This is a genomic window from Paenibacillus thalictri (assembly GCF_004307995.1).
GTDB lineage: Bacteria > Bacillota > Bacilli > Paenibacillales > NBRC-103111 > Paenibacillus_AF > Paenibacillus_AF thalictri.
The window spans coordinates 22,439-43,979 of the sequence record NZ_SIRE01000046.1; the positions used below are offsets into that span (position 1 = coordinate 22,439).

A 21,541-nucleotide genomic window follows, 5' to 3' on the forward strand; every position below is an offset into this window, starting at 1 on the left:
AAATATCAGTTGCATTCATAAGTCAAAATGAATAAGATGGGTATATGTCTATTCAGGGATAGGAAGGAGGATCGGGGACTACAAGTTCATACAAGCGCCAGAGCTTGGCGAGGCTGATTGAAATGGAACTGTTCGGTTTGTTAGACCGACAGCGATGGAGATAGCTCGCAAGCTGACGAGGTGAAGGTGTTCGAAACATTCGGCGGGGACCTTCCGGTAATATTCCAGTGCCGCTAAGCAGAGTGGCAAAAAGCTCAGGGTGACCGGGCTGACAAGACCTCTGCATGGATTCTCTTTTGTGTACTCAAAAATACGGATACGGAATATACACCCATTTGGAGGTTAGCTGCATATGTGCGGAATTGTTGGTTATGTTGGGAAACGGAATTCTCAAGATGTATTGATCGAAGGTTTAAAAAAGCTCGAATACCGTGGTTACGACTCGGCAGGAGTGGCAGTATACACGGAACAAGGGCTTGAAGTGAAGAAATCGCAAGGACGCCTCGCGATCTTGGAATCCAAGCTGGGCGAAGCTCCGCTTCGCGGCACCATCGGCATCGGGCATACCCGCTGGGCGACACACGGCAAGCCGTCGGATGTCAACTCGCACCCCCACACGGACAACTCGCAGAAGTTTTCCGTTGTTCATAACGGCATCATCGAAAATTATATCGCTTTAAAAGAAGAACTGGCGGCAAAAGGCCATGTGTTTGTATCGGAGACCGATACGGAAGTCATCTCCCACCTGATCGCAAGCTTGTATGACGGAGACATCGTCAAAGCCGTGCAGCAAGCCGTGAAACGGATGACAGGCGCGTTTGCTCTCGGCGTATTAACCGAATACGAGCCGGATAAATTGGTAGCCGTACGACTGGCCAGCCCGCTGATTATCGGTGTCGGCGAAGGCGAAAACTTCATCGGTTCGGATATTCCGGCCATTCTTGAGTATACCCGGAACGTATATATTTTAAACGACGGCGAAATGGCTCTTTTGACACGCGAAGGTGTCGAATTAATGACGATTGAGGGGAATTTCATTTCCCGAGAAATATTTCATGTCGATTGGGACATTATTACCGCGGAAAAAGCCGGATTCGATCATTTTATGATGAAAGAAATTCACGAGCAGCCTAAAGCTTACCGCGATACGATGGGCAGCCGCATAGACGCTTCCGGGCGTAAGGTTGTTTTGAACGAAGTGAAGCTGACGGCTGAGCAGCTGCGCGATGTGAACCAAATCCACATCGTCGCTTGCGGGACGGCTTATCATGCCGGGCTGATCGGCAAAAATGTAATTGAGCGTCTGGCACGTATCCCGGTGGAAACGGATGTCGCTTCGGAATATCGCTACCGTTCGCCGATTATTACGAAGAACACGCTGGTGATCGTGGTCAGCCAATCCGGTGAAACGGCGGATACGCTTGCTGCGTTGCGCGAAGCGAAACGCAACGGTGCCCGCGTATTGGCCATCACTAACGTGGTCGGCAGCTCGGTGGCACGCGAAGCGGACGATGTCATCGTCACTTGGGCAGGGCCTGAGATTGCCGTAGCTTCGACCAAAGCGTACACTTCTCAGTTGATCGCATTTTACTTGTTCGGGTTGTATTTGGCTCAAACGCTGGGTACGCAAGATGAAGCTTATATCGCTGAAGTGATTGACGCAATAAAGCTGCTTCCGGAGCAAGTAGAATACATTCTTGGGCAAGCCGAAGCGGTAAAGCAAGTCGCCGAACAAGTCGCCACACACGAAGATCTTTTCTTTATCGGCCGCGGCATGGATTATGCCGTTGCGCTTGAAGGCTCCTTGAAGTTGAAGGAAATTTCTTACATTCACTCCGAAGCTTACGCTGCTGGTGAGCTAAAGCACGGTACGCTGGCACTGATTGAAGATGGCATCCCGGTTATCGCGCTGGCTACGCAGCACGATCTGTTCGAGAAAACCGTCAGCAATATCAAGGAAGTGAAAGCGCGCGGCGCTTATGTGTTCGGCATTCACTCCGCAGGCGAAGACGAGCTGAAGAAGTCGGTCGACCAGACGCTGGAGATTCCGAAGACGCTGCCGCTGTTGACACCGGCTCTGTCGGTAGTGCCGCTGCAATTGCTTGCGTATTACGCATCGCTGGCTCGCGGCAACGACGTCGACAAGCCGCGCAATTTGGCGAAAAGCGTGACGGTGGAGTAAGGGTTTCGCGTTCGGACCTCGAAATGTCTGGTGATATAAAAGTCGTGAACCAGTAAAAAAAGTCATGAACCAGTAAAGAAAGTCGTGAACCAGTAAAAGATGTCGTGAACCTCTAAGTCAGTCCCGATGAGTTTTATCATTCATCGGGACTATTTTTTTAAGGAGTGATACATATCGAAACAATAGGCAGCCGTATAAAAATGATTAGAAAACTGAATAAGATAAATCAAGTTGATTTCTCTAATCGAATTGGAATTTCGCAGGCTACACTTAGCGAGTTAGAACAAGATAAATATAAGCCATCGGTTGATACTATTCTCGCCATTGTCGAAGGGTTCAAGGCGGATGTTGAATGGATTCTTATTGGAACGAAGAGTGCTGAAGGGAAGGCTTTCGGAATCAGGGAAGTCAATGAAAAAGAAGCTAACTTATTTGTGCATTTTGATAAGTTAAAAACTACTGATCAAGATGAGATCATTGATTTCATAAAGTTAAAATTAAATCGATATTGAGTGACTTTATATTGTTTGCAAATGACATTATGCTAAATTTATTATTTTGAATATTTCTGTTACTGAGTTTCATAATTAGTTGTATTTTAGTACTGTTAATATGCACTCCACCATTATTCATAGCAGATATCAGAGTTTCTTCATACGAACATGTGCTTGCTGACAGAATAGTGTCATCTAATTGGTATATATTTATGGAAAATCCCTGTCGAATGAAGGGGTTTTCTCTTTAATTGTGGAATAAGTCTATAGAACTAATAAGCTACAGATAGGAGCAATATCATGCTAACAGGAGAAGTTCGTAATAAGATTGATAAAATATGGTCAGATATATGGGCAGGCGGTATTAGCAACCCATTAACTGTTATAGAGCAGCTTACCTACTTAATGTTTATTCGTTCCCTGGATGAGAAGGAGCTGGAAAATGAAAGCTTCGAGGCATTGAGCGGCGAAGTGATGCCGAAGATTTTCCCGCAGGACGAACAGGGCCAAGACATGCGTTGGAGTAAATTTAAAACGAAAGATTCCCGAATTATCTATGATATTGTCGGTGCGAAGGTGTTCCCATTTATTAAAGAAATGAATGGAGCGAATACGACAGCCTTCTCGCGTTATATGCAGGATGCGATGTTCCTGGTCCCTACGCCTCAAGTATTGCAAAAGATGATTACAGGCCTAGATGAGCTGTATGAACACGATATTAAAGATCTGGATATGCAGGGCGACCTCTACGAGTATATGCTCGGTAAGCTGGCTTCCGCAGGACAGAACGGCCAGTTCAGAACGCCAAAACATATTCGCGATATGATGGTGCGTTTGCTTGCTCCTACTCCTAATGATAAAATTTGTGACCCAGCTTGCGGTACAGCGGGATTCTTGGTATCTTCTGCGGAATATATCCGAGAGAATTTCGAAGCTGAGATGACAAACGAGCAGTGGGAGCATTTTGCCGGTGAGATGTTCTCAGGGTTTGATACGGACCGAACGATGCTGCGTCTATCCGCTATGAACCTGATGCTCCATTCGATTACCCAGCCTCATATCGATTATGTAGACAGTGTTTCCAAGCAGAATGGCATTTCTTCCGCCTATGATATTGTTCTTGCCAATCCACCATTCACGGGCACGGTTGATGCCGAGAGTATTAACGATAATTTGAAGACAGTTTGCGATACTAAAAAGACGGAGCTTTTATTCGTTGCACTCTTCTTACGAATTCTCCGTAAAGGTGGACGATGTGCTTGTATCGTGCCGGATGGTGTACTGTTTGGTTCTACCAAGGCGCATAAAGCTCTGCGTAAAGAACTGGTTGAGAATCATCAGCTGCAGGCGGTTATCTCCATGCCTAGTGGTGTGTTTAAGCCATATGCCGGTGTGAGCACGGCTGTTCTTATTTTTACCAAGACAGGTGCAGGCGGTACAGATAAAATTTGGTTCTATGATATGAAAGCTGACGGATTTTCGTTGGATGATAAACGAGCACCTGTTGAAGCGAACGACATTCCCGATATTCTTGCTCGTTTCCATAACCTTGAGGGTGAAGTGGATCGCAAGCCAACCGAGGCTAGCTTCTTGGTGGATAAGGCTGCGATTGAGGCGAATGAGTATGATTTGTCGATTAACAAATATAAGGAAGTTGTTTACGATAAGGTGGAGTACGATAAACCTGAAGTGATCCTTGCTCGGCTTGATGGGTTGAACCTTGATATTGCTGCCAAGATGGAGGAATTGAGGGGGCTATTGGGTGAGTAAGTGGGAAAAGGTTGCATGGAGTGAAGTTGTTGAAATTAAAAACGGCAGAAATCAAAAAGCCGTTGAAGATATTAATGGTCAATATCCCATTTATGGAAGTGGAGGAGTTATGGGATATGCCAACAATTATATTTGTGATGAAAATACCGTAATTATTGGAAGGAAAGGTAATATCAATAAACCTATTTATGTAAGTGAAAAATTTTGGAATGTAGATACTGCTTTTGGATTGAATGCTAAAATAGGCAGATTGTTTCCTAAATATCTATTTTATTTTTGTGTAATGTTTAATTTTGAAAAACTCAATACAACTGTGACTATACCAAGTCTTACGAAAAGTAATTTACTTAATATTGAAATTCCTCTCCCGCCACTCGAAACACAAAAGCAAATCGCCAAAACATTAGACATCACCGCAGAATTGCTTGCCATGCGCAAACAGCAGCTTGCTGGGTTGGATGAGTTCTTGGTAAGCATTTTTTTTAAAATGTTTGGAGATCCGGTGTTGAATAATAAGAAGTGGGTAACCCAACCTATGCTCAGTGTTGGTAAATTTGTTAGCGGGGGGACACCTTCTAAAGAACGCAATGATTTTTGGACAGGTAATTTCCCTTGGGTTAGTCCAAAAGATATGAAAGTACCATATATATCAAACTCGATAGATTTTATTTCTCATAAAGTATTTGAGGAAACTTCCTTGAAAAAGATTGCTCCTGGTCAGTTACTCATTGTTGTTCGAGGAATGATATTGGCACACTCTTTTCCAACAGCAATAAATACCGTAGAAGTTTCAATAAATCAAGACATGAAAGCTATTCTACCAAACGAAGATTTGGACGTCATTTATCTCAAACATTGCTTGGACAATATGAAACACCAGATACTTAAAATAATAACAACTGCCGCACATGGAACTAAAAAATTTGATGCTGATTCTATGGAAAAAGTATTTATACCAGTTCCACCACTTAAACTCCAAAACCAATTCGCCACCATCGTCACCAAAATCGAAGAACAAAAAGCCCTCGTCAAACAAGCAATAGACGAAACACAATACCTGTTCGACAGCTTGATGAGCGAGTATTTTTGAGTAACGAGCTCCTATTCTAAAAGTGAGGTGAATCCAATGACTGCCAACTTTGAATTCTTACAGGGACAGACGGAATTCGCGTTGTTTGCTACTGCTTGTATCGAAGCGGAGCGGGTGCTTGCCACCTCTCCGGCCATGTCGGCGGTGGGAAGCCGAAAGGCCTTTGAGCTTGCGGTCAAATGGGTATACGCCGCTGATAATACGATCACGATGCCCTATAAGGACAATTTGCAGTCATTGATTCACGAGCCATCGTTCAGATTCGCCATGGAGAACCAGACTTGGGGCAAGCTACCCTTTATCATCAAGCTGGGAAACCTGGCGGTTCATACCGACAAAGCGATCAACCGCGGTGATGCTGTTTTGTCTCTTGCGGCTTTATTTGAATTCGTGCAGTGGATTGATTATTGCTACGGCGCAAGCTACGAGGAGCGCTGCTTCATTGAAGCGAATATACCTTCTGTGAAGGTTGTCCTTGACGAAGCAAGGATCAAAGAGAAGGATAGCTTAATTGAGCAAAAGGATTCCGAGATCGAGGCGCTCCGTGCCAAAATCGCTGCGATGAGCGACCGACTTACGGCTGATAAAGATCAGCATCAAGCGCAACGGCATTTTACCCCGGAGGATATTTCTGAATTTAACACGCGTAAAAGATATATTGATGTTGATCTGAAGCTGCTGGGCTGGACATTCGGCGATGATGTGAGGGAAGAAGTAGAACTGTATGGCATGCCGAATCATGAGGAGAAGGGCTATGCGGATTATGTGCTCTATGGCAAAGATGGCCTGCCCTTAGCAATCATTGAAGCGAAGCGCACCTCGAAGGACCCGAAAATCGGCACCCATCAGGCAAAGCTCTATGCGGACTGTTTAGAGAAAATGACCGGCCGACGGCCGATGATGTTCACGACGAATGGTTTTGAAACTAATCTATGGGATGACGTGACGTCGCCGCAGCGCAAGGTGAGCGGTATCTTTTCAAAATCTGACTTGGAAAAGCTGATGAATCGCCGTACTGAACGCAAGGTATTGGACGAAATCGTCATTGACGATAAAATTACGGACCGCTACTATCAGAAGGAAGCCATCCGTGCGGTAAGTGAAAGCATAACGACTGGGCATAGAAGAGCACTCCTCGTGATGGCGACAGGAACGGGGAAGACCAGAACCGCATCCAGCTTGACGGATGTACTATCCCGCGGAGGCTATGTAACCAATACGTTGTTTCTAGCAGACAGAACAGCATTGGTTAAGCAGGCTAAGGATGATTTCAAAAATTACTTGCCCCATATGTCGCTTTGTAATTTGCTGAGCAATAAGGATGATAAGACCGCTCGTATTGTATTTTCAACGTACCCGACCATGCTGAACGCCATTGATAATACCAAAAGCGATGACGGCAAGCGTCTGTTTACGCCGGCGCATTTCGATCTGATTGTGGTGGATGAGGCGCATAGAAGTATTTTCAAGAAATATCGGACGATATTTGAGTACTTTGATGGCCTTATTGTGGGACTGACGGCGACGCCGAAGACGGAGGTTGATCGCAATACCTACGATTTCTTCGAGATGGAGAGCGGTGTGCCAACTTATGCATATGCCTATGAGACGGCCGTAGAGATTGATCATGTACTTGTGCCCTACTATAACATCGAGATCACAACGAAGTTCCTGGAGCAAGGGATTACCTACGACGATCTTTCTCCGGAAGATAAAGCTCGTTATGAAGAAGATTTCACCGATGAAGACGGTGAGATGCCTGAATTTATTCCCTCCCCTGCGGTGAATGAATTTATTTTTAACCAAGCTACGGTGGATCGTGTGTTAGAGGATTTAATGACCAAGGGGATCAAGGTGGCGGGCGGTGACAGGTTAGGTAAGACGATCATTTTCGCCCAAAATAAAAAGCACGCGCAATACATTGTTGAACGTTTCGACAAACTGTATCCGCAGTATAACGGTAGTTTCGCCAAGCGAATTATTTCAGAAGATAGCTATGCGCAAAATATCATCGATGACTTCAAGGTCGCTGACAAGGGGCCTCATATTGCGGTATCTGTAGATATGCTCGATACGGGGATCGACGTACCTGAGATTGTCAATCTGGTGTTCTTCAAACGTATACGCTCCAAGACGAAATTCTGGCAGATGATTGGCCGCGGGACACGGCTGCGCAAGAACCTGTTCGGAGAGGGAGAGGATAAGACCCGGTTTATTATTTTCGATTATCTGGGGAATTTCGAATTTTTCCGTCAACACCAGGAAGGATTGCAGGGCAGTGACACTCAGAGCCTGTCGGAAGCGATCTTCGCGAAGCGGGTTCGGTTAATTCATCATATACAGCAGTCTGTGTACATCGATGAACCCTATCAAACTATCCGTACAGAGCTGATAGAAACAGTCGTCAAGCAGATAAACCTCCTTAATCCGGAGCTTGTGTCGGTGAAGATGCAGTTGCAGCATGTGGAAAAATATAAACATAAGGCTGCTTATGTCTGTCTATCGGATGTAGATAAGAGCAACCAGATTGCTTATCTTGCGCCTATTGTCTATATGGATGATACGGACGAGCATGCCAAGCGGTTTGACAATTTCATGTATGGACTCATGCTCGCTCAGATCGAGGGTTTGGCGCAACTGAAGAAGGCCAAGAAGCAGCTGATAGAAGTATCTTCTAATTTACTGCAGCGTGCTACGATCCCGCAGATCAAGGAGAAACTGGAGCTGATCAGCACAATTGGAACGGACGAGTTCTGGCAGAGCTCGGATTTGCTGAATTTCGAAAAGGTGCGTGTCGAGCTTCGTAGTCTGATCAAGTTCATTATCGATGAAGGCAGCGGCAGAAATCCGATCTACACAAATCTTGCCGATGAAATTCTTACGATTGAAGAAGGCAAGGCCATGTATCAGGCCTATGACTTTGAGGATTACAAGCTGAAGGTCAACCGTTATATTGAGAAAAACCGCGACACGCTGGCTATTCATAAGCTCCGGAACAATATTCCTCTTACTGCTCTCGATTACGAAAGTTTAGAAAAGATTTTCACTGGGGAGTTAGGCACAGCAGAAGATTACCAACGGGAGTATCAGAATACGCCGTTCGGTTTGCTGGTGCGTAAAATTGCTAAGCTGGAGTATGAGGCAGCGAGCGTTGTGTTCTCGGAATTTATTAATGATCAGTCCTTAAGCCAGGCGCAAATCGTTTTTGTGAAAAAGGTCATTGATTATATCGTACAGAACGGCTATATCGACAATGTATCGGAGCTGACGAAACCGCCTTTCGATAAGCCGCAGAGCTTTGTCAAGCTGTTTGATGGCACGAAGCAACGGCGGCTTGTGGAGATGGTTACACAGATCAAGGAGAATGCGGTTAAGGTCTTGGGCTAGTGCGGAGACGCAAAGAATTCGAAAATATAAAATTTAAACATTAAATCAAGCTAAAGCTCAAGGTAGAGGCCTTCGTAAAAGTCTAATTTATAAAAAAAGGTACAGTACCTCAAGAAAATTGAGGTTATTGTACCTTTTGAGTTTTCTGACGTTGACATAGTCGAGAGTTCAAAATATGTCATGTCGTTAAAGTGTTTTCTTCAATTTGCGCCAGAAGATCCGGTGATTGATGCCATTTCAAACTATCTTCAGCCATAGCGTATAAAGATTTATCTGTTCCGTTTAATAACCAATATTTCGTTCCATTCAGATGGTAATTGCTTAAGTGAATTTGCTGAGCAATCTGAATAAGTATTATTTGTGTTAGTCTAGATATAGAATAAACATTGTTATCATAAGACCATCGAACTGCAGGTTTATCATTTTCCAAAATTATTGTCGCCTTTGAAATAAGTTCGTTATTAAATTGGTACTGGGTCTTACTTGAAGGGATTAATGAGATGTGATCACCATTGTTAATTATCCCTTTATCAAGTAGTAACTGAAGACTATTCTTCCTACGTGTTGCTTTTGATTTCTGAGTAGTCTGTACATCTGATTTAATTATTTGAATAAACTCCTCAAATGGATTGCTGCTTTGCAGCAATGCGGAAGCTATCCCATCGTATTTTTCTCCAATGTTCATTGAAAAATTTGCTTCAGGAAGTTGCCTGTTGATTAAAGAGGAAACAAGATCAAAGTGCTCATTGGAAGTTCGCGAAGTATGCCAAGTTAATAACATAGTATTGTTTTTGGTGGACTCAATGTTAAATATCCAAGGCTGCTGGTCAAAGATCCATTCCATATCTGCAATTACTGTATTGATGAATTTATCAATTGTCGCGGATCTTTTTCCGCTTTGTGATTCTGTATTAATTGATAACCAGCCGGCTTTTATAGTGCGACGTTTGTTAGTTGGGTCGGTATTATAAATTACTCTCAAGTTACCATTCAATATACCGTCGGGATCCCTGTACCAAAATGTAGCCCCACCGGCGAAGTCACGATAGATGTCTTTAAAAAAGCTAAATACTGCCTTCCAATTCCCCGAGATGACATGGTGATAATTTCTATTCATTTGTATATCTTGCAGCTTGGCTGATAGAAATTGAAAATCTTCAGTCGATCTAACTCTTTTTTCTAGCTCTTCTAGAAAATCATGAAAAATTTCAATCTCATATTCACTGAAGTGAGGAAGTTCGATTGGTTTTAGAGCAGAATTAATATTGTCGAATAGCTCCTGTATTTTGGAGTTCTTTTCTTTATGGTTGAAAAGAAACCAAGGGGGGATGCCCAAAAAGTCAGCTACATCCCTAATTCTCGGGTAACTGACTGTCCGAAGGGATTTGTTTATTCTTGAAGGCCATCTAGACTCATCTTGAACGGCCTTGCAAAGAAATCGTATTGACGAATCGATAGATTTTAACAAAGCAGCAATAAGCTCTAGGTCTACCCAATCTACATATGCTTTCTCAAACTCTTCTCGCCAAGTTGTATTATTTGTCTCATAATCCTCAACTTCGATCGACACCTTCTTACCTCCTCCAATCATCGCAGATTTGCGCCAATTTCAACTGATGTTGCGCCACTCTTCTATCAATATATTCCCTATAATACTATTAACGCAATCAACTAAAAAAAGAGAAAGGGCATAATGTGTTATTGAAGTCGATGAAAATATCGTATAACCAATATTTAATTGAATTTTTCTATTAATATTGGATATAGCTGGAGGTGTAGTCAAAAAAATAATAGGAAGGTGCTTTATGAGTAGCTATAACTCTATTGGAATAGCAACGATTACTTCTAGGGGAATCAAATTTAATAATTTAAATTACTCATGCAGTCGGGCTATTAGCGAACAATGGTATGAGCATGCACAAAAATATGGTGAGACTCAAATTATGGTATTTTATAACATTACGGATCTATCAAAAATTTGGATTCGACTAGTTAATTCCGTATACGAAATTGATGAAATAGAGATTGCTGATCTTATGGTTCGTGAAGAAATAAGTGATTTAAAACTTGAGAAGTACTTTGAAAGTATTCAAAAGCTTAAATCATTGAGGAATACAAAAAGAAAAGTGGAGAGCAATGAGTAAAAGACAACGTAAAACAACCCAGGCAGTTATTGAGAAGAGAATAAAGGAAGGAAGGGGTACAGGACATTTCTCGGATTATAAACCATGGTTAACGATTCATGACGTTCCCTCGCAAGGAGTCGTAACGCGCATATTGGGATGGAAGAGTGACCGCCTACATCATTATTTCTCTGAGTACTTTGAGCTGGCTCATCACTATCAATTAGAGTGGGCTCTTGGATGCTGTGATATTCGCGAACAATATCCGTTATTACCTCTAGAAAAAACACTCTTTATTGCAGATAAGCTAGGTGTAAAGCACCCTGTTGATCCAAAAACCAAACACCCCATTGTAATGACAACAGATATGCTGCTAACAGTGCAGACGGAGGATGACGTAAGGTTTGTTGCCCATACCATTAAGCCAAAATCGAAGTTGAATAAAAGGGTTTTGGAGAAGTTTGAGATTGAAAAAGTATTTTTTAAAGATGCCAGCATTGAATGGGCACTAATTACTGAACATCAGATCAATTATGAACTCGTTAAAAATGTTGAGTGGTTACATTCTGCAAAAAATTTGGAAGGTAATCAGATTTCGAAACAGCTCATTAAAGATCTTGAGCCCATTTTATATGAAGCCATACATAGCCAGGATAGGCCACTAGCTAAAACGACTTTACAATTTGACGAGAGTGAAGGGCTAAATCCGGGAACTTGTATGTTTGTAGTACGTCATTTAATTGCAAATCGATTGTGGGAAGTTGATATGAACAAAAGAATCGTTCCCACACTTCAACCATTAAAAGTATACAAAAATAGCGTAAATGGGGGTAATGGTTATGGAGTTATTCAATAATAATCATTTGATACACAAGCTAGCTTTTAGTTGTGAAATGAGACCTATGATTGGGTCAGAAAACGAAAAAGTGATTGGACCGGGAAAAGCATTCGAAATTGAAGCTGCTGTAGCAGACGTATGCTTAGTTAGTTCGGTTGCACGAAATCATTCTATCGAGAGACCAGTCGTTCGCATTGTCGTTGATGAATGGAGCCGAATGATAGTTGGTCTAGAAGTAAGGTAAGTGAGCTGGATATAGGTAAATGCAAAAATCTAATTGGAGGCGATGACTTTGGAGTTTTTCGTCAATAATCTATTTGATAGAAGAGATGACGAGGCCAAAGTAGTTGATTGCGACAGGATTCTTTGGATAAATCGCGATATGGATCTTGTAGTGACGATCTCGATCATTGATAAGAATGGTCTTCCTAAATTTAAAAGTCTTTCCGCAATGGAGTTAGAAATCAAAAACGGATCTCTAATGAAACGTGAATATGATCCTTATACAAAATTTATGGTATCGGACGACAAATTAACTCCAAAAGAAATTCGGCTTAGGGATCATGCGTGGAGCTTAATTAATGAGATGGTCGAGATTGAGCCTAATGTATATGACCCTACAGAAAGGTATCGAATGATTAAGAAGGCTTGTGATGAAACAGGTAAGGGGAAAAACAGTTTTTATAAATATCTTCATTACTACTGGACGGGAGGAAAAATGGTTAATGCCTTGCTTCCCCGTTTTAGGAAATGCGGAAAACCAGGCGAAAAGAAAAACCCAAAAATGAAGATGGGTAGGCAAAGAGAAACGAAAAAGTCGGTTAGTCCGGAGATGGAAGGTGTTCTGGTTAACGAAGGCATTCGAAAAATATTCGACAAAGTCATTAGGGATATATATCTGAAGATTAACCGGCGGGATTCTGTGAGATTTACATATACACAAATGCTCAAAAATCATTTTGCAATCAAAACGGAGATTAGAAATAAAGTAGAAATTCCTATCATTCCGCCTGAATATAAAGTTCCAAGTATTACCCAGTTACGCTATCACATTCGTACTCATTTTCCCCATCGGAAAAGGTTGGTTGCTCGAGAAGGAGAGGTTACTTTTAGTCGTGATTTTAGACCATTACTTGGCTCTGAAACTAGAAAAGCGACTGGCCCAGGACAAATCTTCGAAATAGATGCTACTGTAGCAGATGTGTATTTGGTTAGCTCAGATGATCCAAACCAGATTATTGGAAGGCCGGTTGTTTACATTGTCGTTGATGTGTGGAGTCATATGATTGTTGGATTTTATGTGGGTCTAGAAGGACCTTCTTGGCAAGGCATTATGATGGCTCTCGAAAATACAGCAGTAAATAAGGTGGAGTTCTGCGCCCAATATGATATTCCCATTCAACCGGAAGACTGGCCTTGTCACCACATGCCAGAAAGCTTTTATGCAGACCGTGGAGAAATGGAGAGTAAGAATGCGGATTCTTTGGCTAAAGCACTCGGTATCAAACTGAAGAATGCACCTCCTTACCGTGCTGATTTAAAAGGTATAGTTGAGCAACAGTTCAGGACACTCAATTTAACACTCCAACCTTGGATGCCAGGAGCAGTAAAGAAGGAATATGCCAAACGAGGCGGGCCGGATTACGTTTTGGATGCAAAGCTAACCCTTAAAGATTTTACGGCAATGTTTATTGAAAGGATCCTCTACCGAAACAATTCTCATTACATGGAGCATTATCCATTAGATAAGGCACAGGCTAAAGATAATGTTAGACCAATAGCACGTGAACTTTGGTTTTGGGGAGTGGCGCACAATCACTTTCTTAAAGAAATTCACCCAGATATTGTAAGGTTAAATGTACTGCCCGAGAAGAAAGTTACAGCAAGTCGGGAGGGAATCTATTTTGAGGGAATGTATTTTGGCAGTGAAGAACTTGTCCGACAGGGATGGTTTGTAAAAGGGAAGTCGATTAAGACGGTTATCGCATATGACAGAAGATGCATGAATCATGTTTATGTCAAAACAGATAACGGCAGGAGCTTTATTAAATGCTTTTTGTTAGATAAGTCATCGAGATATCGAGATTTATCCCTTGAAGAAATTAAAGAGTCAAGGTACCAAGAAAAATTAAATCGAAGTATTTATCGTTCTACCGAGCTACAAGAAGAAGTGGCATTGAGTGCTAAGCTCGAAGCAATTGTGGATAAGGCATCGAAGCGTATGGATGAGGAAATAGATACTTCATTGACCAAAACAGAGCGAAAATCAGACATTCAAAAGCAAAGGGCGGAAGAAAGGGATAGGATACGCAAAGCTCAATCATACGAATTAGATAAGTCGCAAACTGTTACTGAGGGACAAGAAGATAACATAACTTCAAACGATACCTATCGACCTAAATCGAAGTTGGGATTATTAGCAAGTATAAAAACTAAGGAGGAGAGAAACTATGGTTAAAAAAATTCATTCGGAAAATATGTATCAGTATATCCCCAGTTTAGTGGGTGGTCAAGTAGAGGCCGATTACATTCATCAGGATATAGGAGGCTACAAAGATAACCCCTTCATCGAAGCATTGCCACCGATATTTGAAGATCATCAGGTCATCTCCCGAATCGCTAAGTATCCAGATTATAACGAAGAGCAAAGAAAGTTGGGAAAACAAACAAGATTACATCTGGTTCAACAAATTTCAGATTACGTAGAGCCTTTGCCATCACATCTCCTCGTTGAACAGAGATTATCAAGACTTATCCGACATGGATATAAGGCTAGAAATCCGCTTGCTAGGGAGTCGATTCGCCAATTTCATATTGGCTTTAAAGACATTCTAGACGCTGGGATAGATTCTAATGGTATGAATATAGCGGGAGTAAGATCCACCGCTTCGGGATTCGCTATTCTTGGTGTTAGTGGACAAGGCAAAACAACAGCAATCGAGAGCTCTTTGTTGTTATATCCTCAGGTGATTCATCATGTTGAATATAAAGGGCAACCGTTTATTCGGAAACAGCTTGTTTGGCTGAAACTTAATTGTCCTTTCGATGGTTCACTGAAAGGTCTATGTTTCAATTTTTTACAAGCTATAGATTCTCATTTGGAGACAAATTATTTTCAGAAGTTTGCCTCAAAAGGAGCCTCTGTTGATATGCTCATTCCTATTATGGCGCATCTATCAACTCTCCATGGTCTTGGGGTCTTAGTTATCGATGAAATTCAGAATTTGAGCTTTATGAAAAGCGGCGGCGCTGAAAGAATGCTCAATTACTTTACACAATTGATTAATACGATCGGAGTACCGGTGGTGTTAATAGGAACTTTTAAGGCAATGCGGCTATTATCAGGTTCGTTTAGTCAGGCGCGACGGAGTACTGGTCAGGGTGATTTGATAATGGATCGTTTAACTGAAGGAGAAGAATGGGATTATTTCTTAGAAAGCTTATGGAAGTATCAATGGACGGCTAGGCGCTCGCCATTGTCAGGGGCCATAAAGAAAGTAATGTACGAACTTTCGCAAGGTATCGTGGATATCGCGGTTAAGCTGTACATGCTTGCCCAATGGGAGGTACTTGAAGCATATGAGACTGGAGATGAGAAGATTTCCGTAGGGCTTCTGAAGTCAGTTGCCAAGCGGCATATGCAGTTAGTACAGCCGCTGCTAAAAATATTGAGACGAAACGATCCTAATCTCCTATCACTAGTTGACGATCTTTACCCAGAATGGAATGTTCTAGATCAGTATCTCAAAAAATCTTCTGAGAAGGTAAATATTCAAGGGGAGATCCGAACGAAAATTATTCGGGATGACAAAGTTGAGCAGGATCAAGAGAAATACATTGAACTTGTGAAAACGGCGATAGACTTCGGTGCTAACTCTGCTACAGCTGAACAAATAGTGCAGCGAATTCTTCAAACAAACGAAGCAGAAAAAGATTTAGTAGATTTAAGAAAGCAAGTAGTAGAAGAAGTCACTTTAAGTGCTGCAGCAGAGGATATAATCAATCCAGCCGATGAGAGTACTGAACAGAAATCTAATAAGTCAAAAACGAAGAGAAAGCAAAATGGAGCCATTATTCTCGAAGTAGATGACTTAAGGAATGCTGCATTGGGAGCGGATAAGGGAAGTGATGCCATCTATGAGAAATTAGTCGAGATGGGGAGTATTCCATCGAATGATGATATCTCAAGACTAATCATTTAATTCTTGGTAACCCGTACTAAGAGCCATAGAAAAGGGAAAACTAGCAATAGAAGATCCATTGAAAGGATGATTCTATTGCTAGCTCATTTTCCAACTCTATTTAGAGATGAATTACTTTATAGCGGTATAGCTCGTTATCACCAAACTTCGGGTAATAAGACTCAGAAACAGACGATCGAAGATTTGTTCGGTGATCGGTTTGTTTGCGCAACTGTAGATTTACCAAGTCATTTAGAAAAACTAACACGTCGAATTAATGATGGTTACTCAGTCGAGCACCTGATCCAATACCATACGTTACTTCCGTACTACTCAACTTACTTTCACAGAGAAAAAGTTAATGAAGCAAAAACGTTGATGGCCCAGGGAGCTTCTTCGGGAGTAGTACATTCAAGATTGGGTCTCCCGGCAAGTCTTATTAAATCTCCAGCTCAGCTAAAGTTTTGTCCGCAATGTTATAACGAAGATCTTGCGATAGGTGAGCCCTATTGGCGCCGTTCTCACCAATTACCCGGCGTTGTTTTTTGTGATGCTCATAAAGTACAACTAATCAAAAGCGATGTGACTTATTCTACACGTGATCACAAATTTGCATTTATACCGCTTTCTGAACTTAATACAGAACAATATCAGATTGAGGGGATTAACTCAGGATGGGTAGAGCATCTCCAGTTCATTGCTGAACAATCGGCGTGCATTCTTAAATCTCCTCTCGGACAAAAAATACCCAACTACACGATTGCTTTGCAAGAAAAAGGGTATATGACTTATGGAGGAAGGATTCGATTCGATCGGCTTATTAGTGACTTCCGGGGTTTCTTTGGTGATGAATTACTGCAACATCTCCACTGCCCTATTAATTTGAAAAGTGCCGATACATGGCTGCATAAAGCAGTAAGGGGTAACCAAGAGATTACCCAGCCTCTTAGGCACTTGTTATTAAATAGATACCTTAATCAACCGGGTGAATCAAATAGATTCCATACGCGCAGTCATCCATTTGGTAAAGGGCCATGGCCGTGTCTAAACAAGGCTGCTGATCACTTTGAAGCAGCTGTTATTGAACAATGTCAGGTTACCCGATGTTCTAAAACTGGTATGCCAGTTGGGACTTTCTCGTGTTCGTGTGGGTTCGACTATTCACGTAGGGGGCCTGATAAAGGTATTGAGGATAGATACAGAGTGGGTAGGATTAAATGCTTTGGAGAGGCATGGTATGCCAAGCTCATTGAACTGAATGGCAACAACAAATCGCTGCGTGCAAAGGCTGCAATATTGGGTGTAGATCCTGGAACTGTGAAGAATCAAACGGCTTTCTTGACGAACAAATGTGAAACCCAAGTGAGATCTCTTAGTTCTGGAGGTATTTTTCCAAAGAAGATTAGAGAGAGGAAACTACGGGAGAGCACTTTTGGCAGAACTAATTGGGAAGAGAGAGATGCATTGTTATTCCCTGAGGTAGTGAAAGCCATTGAAATAATTAAATCTATTAACAAGCCACTTCGGATTTCCAAAAGTTCAATAATAAGAAACATTGCAGTGGATAAATTGTTATTTAAAATCACAAATATAAACCTTGAAAAACTGCCCAACACGAAAAAACTTATTCAAGCATCGATCGAAGCCACTGAAGGATACCAGGTGAGAAGGCTTGTCTCGGCGGCCGATAAACTCCGATGTACGGAGATGAAGGTGTTAGGCTGGAAGCTATTAAAAGAGGCAGGTTTAAACCACCCATTAAAAAAAGCCGTGTTTAAAAAAATGAATGAATTAATCAGTTGAAACCGTTCTATTGAAGAGGGATGTTAAATGGTTAATCTAGGATTTTTCCCAACTCCATATCCTAATGAAGATTTTAGAAGTGTGGTTTATCGGTATCATTATTATGAACATGGTACAGTTTACTCCAAAACAATTCAGCAACTATTTGGACTAAACACTTTTAAAATAAGGCACCTTCCACGAAATATTGATTATCTGCATCGAAGAGTGCCGCGGCAGGCAAAATTAACCGATAATTTGCTGAAGACAACCCTTCTCCGACTTTTCCAACTGTTTAGTACGAAGGGTCAAAGCAAAGAAGTTATGGATGACATTCTTTATGGCGATGAGGGGAAAACCTCATTGGCTGGGGTTTTATCTGGGAGTTCAGAAAAGGGGATGATTAGCGAGAGCATTAAGTATTGTCCAAAATGTTTGAATGATGATTATAAAACTTATGGTGAATGCTTCGTACACAAATATCATCAGATTCAATATTTGGATGTTTGTTACAACCACAATGTATATCTAATCTCAACATGCTCCAAATGCGATGAAATTCTTGCAAGACCGATTGGTGATAATCTACTTTGTAAACCAGAGTGCCCACACGGCCATCAACTAGCTGAAGTTGATTTACATCAAACAGCTGCTTTAGGACAGCTAAAGTATGAATTGATTAGGGATATTATTTATCTTAACGAAAATTACTTAGATATATGTGCTGTTGAGATCTCGCAGAAGCTCCTCGCGTGCCTAGGGGAACGGGGATATATACACCCGTCGGGAATTGTTTATAAGACTCAACTTTTACATGATTTTTTTGAATTTTACTCTGAGGAGATATTGACGAATTTTGGCCAAAAAAAGAGTCAATTATATGCCCGGAGAACAATAAAGAGACTTTTTAACCCAGAATATATGTACTCACAAATATATTTTTATATTTTACTAATGAGGTTTCTTGAAGGGTCCGTAGAGAAATTTTTGAGTACTAACTATTCATTTGCTATAGAATTACCGTTTGGATCGGGGCCATGGGGGTGTCGAAATCTGAGCTGTAGTTCTTATCCAGAGCAAACAATAAAATCCTATAAAATGATACAAAGGGGAGGGTATATTTCTGGAGAATTCGGGTGTATTCATTGTGGCTACACCTACATACGAAAAAAGCGATTTAAGAATAAAGAACAAGACGAAACATTATTTATTGTGACATTAGGGTTTAAATTACATGATCAAATACAAGAGCTTATTAAAGACGGATTGAAAATTAATGAGATATCTAAACAATTGCATATTTCTGGAAGGACCGTAGCAAAGTATTTCCTGGGGAGACCCAAACGGATAAAGAAGGATAAAGCAGATATTTGCGTTGATGAAATTCTAGAAGGTCTGAAAGAAGTAAGTGCTACTGGGGATGAACTCAAACTCATCCGCTTTAGAGACATATTCAGACATTTGTTACACGAGGGGAACACCCTAAGTAGGGCAGATTTAAAGAAATTACATCCAGTTCAATATAATTGGTTATCGAAGCATGACAAAGTGTGGTTTGATAAAAATATGCCCTCTGTGCGTAAGGGAGGGAATAGAGAATTAAATCTTGATTTAATCGATCTTGAAATAAGTAATAAAATTAAAAGCATTTCAAAGCAAATCTTTCATGAAAATCCTGCGAAGCAAATTAAACCTTATACTATACTGGCCCGCTTGTCAAAAAAGGATATTGGTAGATATGAACTGTATAAATCTTCATTACCCTTATGCCATAAGGCTTTAGATGAATGTGCTGAACAGAGAATAGACTATTTAATTCGCGTTTTGCCGGAAGTGGTTGAATTTTTAAAGGAAAATAGGTATCGAAATATAACTTTTGATAGCCTTAAAATCAGGAAAGGATACAAGAGTTGTACTGAAGAAGAGAGGCTCAAAATAGAAGCAGTGTTAAGGCAGTATATTGAAAAAATTGAAACAGAAATAAAAGAAGCCGGTCTTTGAGTACAAATGAACGTGTGTTCGCAGCATTAAGAAGGGCTAGAATACAGAGAGAAGCGGTTGAGGGAGTTAAGGGAGTTTTTTCTTAACTGTGAAAAAGACAACCAGTCCCCCACCTAAAATGAGGGCTCGAGTATGTTGTAATTGCTTTTATTGAAATTGAAGACGGCTTAATTGAATATTCACGTGCGTGAGAGTGGATCGTCTACACTAAGTTGGACAATAAAAATGAGGGCTTGTAGAATAAAGCTATCATCCTAAGGAGCGGATCTCTACAATGCCAAACCAACGTAGAACATTTACAGCAGAATTCAAAAAACAAATGGTAGAACTCTATGAAAACGGAAAATCCAGGGCAGCCATTGTGGAGGAATATGACCTCACAGCGTCAGCTTTAGACCGCTGGATCAAACAAGCCCAAACGACGGGTTCCTTCAAGGAGAAGGACAATCGCTCCTCTGAAGACAATGAGCTGATTGCCTTACGAAAGGAGAACCAACGTTTGAAAATGGAGGTGGATATTTTAAAGCAAGCCGCGCTGATCATGGGACGAAAGTAGCTATCATCCAGAACAACCGTGATAAATACTCGGTATCAGCAATGTGCGACGTCCTGCAAATCGCAAGAAGTTCGTTTTACTACGAAGCCAAGGAACCGATAAACGAAGACGACATCACCGAAGCCGTTATGGAGATCTTTCACAAGAACCGAAAAGCCTATGGCACACGCAAGATCAAAGTGAAGCTTCATGAGCGCGGGTTCGTCGTTTCCAGACGTCGGATTGGTCGGATCATGAAAGAACAAGGATTGGTTTCCACCTACACCGTGGCGCAGTATAAGCCGCATAAAGCCACATGCAATGAAGAAGCCGTAGCGAACGCCCTGAATCGTGAATTTGACCAGACCGAAGCCAAGCGATTCGTCGTCAGCGATCTGACGTATGTGAAAGTTCGGAACCGGTGGCATTACATCTGTGTACTTATCGACCTGTTCAATCGAGAGATTATCGGCCATAGTGCAGGTCCTCACAAGGATGCTGCGTTGGTTTCTCGTGCCTTTGCAACGGTGCAGGGTGATTTATCTCAGATTCAATGGTTCCATACCGACCGTGGCAGCGAGTTTAAAAATCATACGATGAATGAGCTTTTGGGGACATTTAAAATTGGCCGATCCCTGAGCAGGAAAGGCTGCCCCTACGACAACGCTGTGGCGGAAGCGACTTACAAGATTATAAAAACGGAGTTCGTGAACCAGATGAACTTCCAGAGTCTTCGTCATCTGGAACTGGAATTATACGATTATGTTAATTGGTTTAACAAGCATCGGATTCATGGAACATTAGGATACATGACACCTGTTCAATATCGTCAAGCAGCCCTTAAAAAAGCTGTCTGATCTACTGTTGACAGTCCAGAGCCACTGTTCCGATAAGTTAAGAGCCAGCCCTCCGGAAAAAATGAGCCACTAATCTGGTAGTCGAAGCCATGCTCAAAGTAAGCATGTCAAGGCCGCGAAGCGTTCACTTTAGCCTTGACATGCGTCCATCCACCCCACACTCATATCAATCCCCAGCAGGCTGTTTTTTGCAAATGAAAAATGCTGAGTTTTGCTGCGAAAAATGCCGAGGTCACTTGCCAGTTAACATGAGTTATTGCGGAATTCGTTCCATCGCTTGTTTGAGTCGGAAGCTCTCGCC

General features: G+C 41.7%; 14 protein-coding genes. 13 read left to right on the top strand and 1 reads right to left on the bottom strand.

All coding sequences use genetic code 11. The features are described from left to right. Positions 1 to 352 precede the first annotated feature (352 nt). From glmS to EYB31_RS38350, 5 genes are all read left to right on the top strand, one after another. Complete coding sequence (gene glmS / locus EYB31_RS38330; protein WP_131018878.1) at positions 353 to 2,182, top strand: glutamine--fructose-6-phosphate transaminase (isomerizing); 1,830 nt, start codon at positions 353 to 355, stop codon at positions 2,180 to 2,182. Between the two features lie 200 nt (positions 2,183 to 2,382). Next, the gene (locus EYB31_RS38335) at positions 2,383 to 2,694 is read left to right on the top strand and encodes a helix-turn-helix domain-containing protein (protein WP_240763210.1); all 312 of its coding nucleotides are present in this window, start codon (positions 2,383 to 2,385) and stop codon (positions 2,692 to 2,694) included. A gap of 282 nt (positions 2,695 to 2,976) precedes the next feature. Continuing rightward, the gene (locus EYB31_RS38340; protein WP_131018879.1) at positions 2,977 to 4,446 is read left to right on the top strand and encodes a type I restriction-modification system subunit M; all 1,470 of its coding nucleotides are present in this window, start codon (positions 2,977 to 2,979) and stop codon (positions 4,444 to 4,446) included. Next, a complete protein-coding gene (locus tag EYB31_RS38345) occupies positions 4,439 to 5,536 on the top strand; it encodes a restriction endonuclease subunit S (RefSeq protein WP_131018880.1) in 1,098 nt (365 codons plus the stop codon). Before EYB31_RS38340 ends, EYB31_RS38345 begins: the two co-directional genes overlap by 8 nt. Positions 5,537 to 5,572: 36 nt before the next feature. Next, positions 5,573 to 8,923, top strand: coding sequence for a DEAD/DEAH box helicase family protein (locus EYB31_RS38350; RefSeq protein ID WP_131018881.1), 3,351 nt, complete (start codon positions 5,573 to 5,575; stop codon positions 8,921 to 8,923). A gap of 178 nt (positions 8,924 to 9,101) precedes the next feature. On the opposite strand, the gene EYB31_RS38355 is transcribed toward EYB31_RS38350, so the two are convergent. Continuing rightward, on the bottom strand, positions 9,102 to 10,493 hold the full coding sequence (locus EYB31_RS38355; RefSeq protein ID WP_131018882.1) for a hypothetical protein: 1,392 nt from the start codon (positions 10,491 to 10,493) through the stop codon (positions 9,102 to 9,104). 235 nt (positions 10,494 to 10,728) lie between these two features. Between EYB31_RS38355 and EYB31_RS38360 the strand changes: the two genes are divergently transcribed. The 8 genes from EYB31_RS38360 (at position 10,729) to EYB31_RS38395 (ending at position 21,240) form a co-directional block, all read left to right on the top strand. Then, positions 10,729 to 11,067: a Mu transposase C-terminal domain-containing protein gene (locus tag EYB31_RS38360; RefSeq protein WP_131018883.1), complete on the top strand. Its 339-nt coding sequence runs from the start codon at positions 10,729 to 10,731 to the stop codon at positions 11,065 to 11,067. Beyond that, positions 11,060 to 11,902 carry a TnsA endonuclease C-terminal domain-containing protein gene (locus tag EYB31_RS38365; RefSeq protein WP_131018884.1) on the top strand — a complete coding sequence of 281 codons (843 nt, stop codon included), beginning with the start codon at positions 11,060 to 11,062 and terminating at the stop codon, positions 11,900 to 11,902. Before EYB31_RS38360 ends, EYB31_RS38365 begins: the two co-directional genes overlap by 8 nt. After that, positions 11,886 to 12,128 (top strand): hypothetical protein, encoded by a 243-nt coding sequence (locus EYB31_RS38370; protein WP_131018885.1) that lies wholly within the window; start codon positions 11,886 to 11,888, stop codon positions 12,126 to 12,128. The genes EYB31_RS38365 and EYB31_RS38370 overlap by 17 nt, the downstream gene beginning before the upstream one ends. Positions 12,129 to 12,176: 48 nt before the next feature. Further along, on the top strand, positions 12,177 to 14,342 hold the full coding sequence (locus tag EYB31_RS38375) for a Mu transposase C-terminal domain-containing protein (protein ID WP_165452830.1): 2,166 nt from the start codon (positions 12,177 to 12,179) through the stop codon (positions 14,340 to 14,342). Beyond that, positions 14,335 to 16,086 carry an ATP-binding protein gene (locus tag EYB31_RS38380; protein WP_131018887.1) on the top strand — a complete coding sequence of 584 codons (1,752 nt, stop codon included), beginning with the start codon at positions 14,335 to 14,337 and terminating at the stop codon, positions 16,084 to 16,086. The genes EYB31_RS38375 and EYB31_RS38380 overlap by 8 nt, the downstream gene beginning before the upstream one ends. A gap of 66 nt (positions 16,087 to 16,152) precedes the next feature. Then, positions 16,153 to 17,868, top strand: coding sequence for a TnsD family Tn7-like transposition protein (locus EYB31_RS38385; RefSeq protein ID WP_131018888.1), 1,716 nt, complete (start codon positions 16,153 to 16,155; stop codon positions 17,866 to 17,868). 27 nt (positions 17,869 to 17,895) lie between these two features. Beyond that, complete coding sequence (locus tag EYB31_RS38390; RefSeq protein WP_131018889.1) at positions 17,896 to 19,848, top strand: TnsD family Tn7-like transposition protein; 1,953 nt, start codon at positions 17,896 to 17,898, stop codon at positions 19,846 to 19,848. A 274-nt stretch (positions 19,849 to 20,122) separates the two neighbouring features. After that, positions 20,123 to 21,240 (top strand): IS3 family transposase gene (locus EYB31_RS38395; protein WP_131018890.1). Its coding sequence is split into 2 segments (ribosomal slippage): positions 20,123 to 20,369 and positions 20,369 to 21,240, totalling 1,119 coding nucleotides; the frame shifts between segments, so codons are not numbered across the junction. The last annotated feature ends 301 nt before the right edge of the window (positions 21,241 to 21,541 follow it).

Bases quoted from the DNA above. Each gene is read 5' to 3' on its own strand.
- EYB31_RS38335 (WP_240763210.1), top strand. From the start codon at position 2,383: ATGATTAGAAAACTGAATAAGATAAATCAAGTTGATTTCTCTAATCGA.
- EYB31_RS38340 (WP_131018879.1), top strand. From the start codon at position 2,977: ATGCTAACAGGAGAAGTTCGTAATAAGATTGATAAAATATGGTCAGAT.
- EYB31_RS38360 (WP_131018883.1), top strand. From the start codon at position 10,729: ATGAGTAGCTATAACTCTATTGGAATAGCAACGATTACTTCTAGGGGA.
- EYB31_RS38365 (WP_131018884.1), top strand. From the start codon at position 11,060: ATGAGTAAAAGACAACGTAAAACAACCCAGGCAGTTATTGAGAAGAGA.
- EYB31_RS38390 (WP_131018889.1), top strand. From the start codon at position 17,896: ATGGTTAATCTAGGATTTTTCCCAACTCCATATCCTAATGAAGATTTT.
- EYB31_RS38380 (WP_131018887.1), top strand. From the start codon at position 14,335: ATGGTTAAAAAAATTCATTCGGAAAATATGTATCAGTATATCCCCAGT.
- glmS (WP_131018878.1), top strand. From the start codon at position 353: ATGTGCGGAATTGTTGGTTATGTTGGGAAACGGAATTCTCAAGATGTA.
- EYB31_RS38385 (WP_131018888.1), top strand. From the start codon at position 16,153: ATGATTCTATTGCTAGCTCATTTTCCAACTCTATTTAGAGATGAATTA.
- EYB31_RS38350 (WP_131018881.1), top strand. From the start codon at position 5,573: ATGACTGCCAACTTTGAATTCTTACAGGGACAGACGGAATTCGCGTTG.
- EYB31_RS38370 (WP_131018885.1), top strand. From the start codon at position 11,886: ATGGAGTTATTCAATAATAATCATTTGATACACAAGCTAGCTTTTAGT.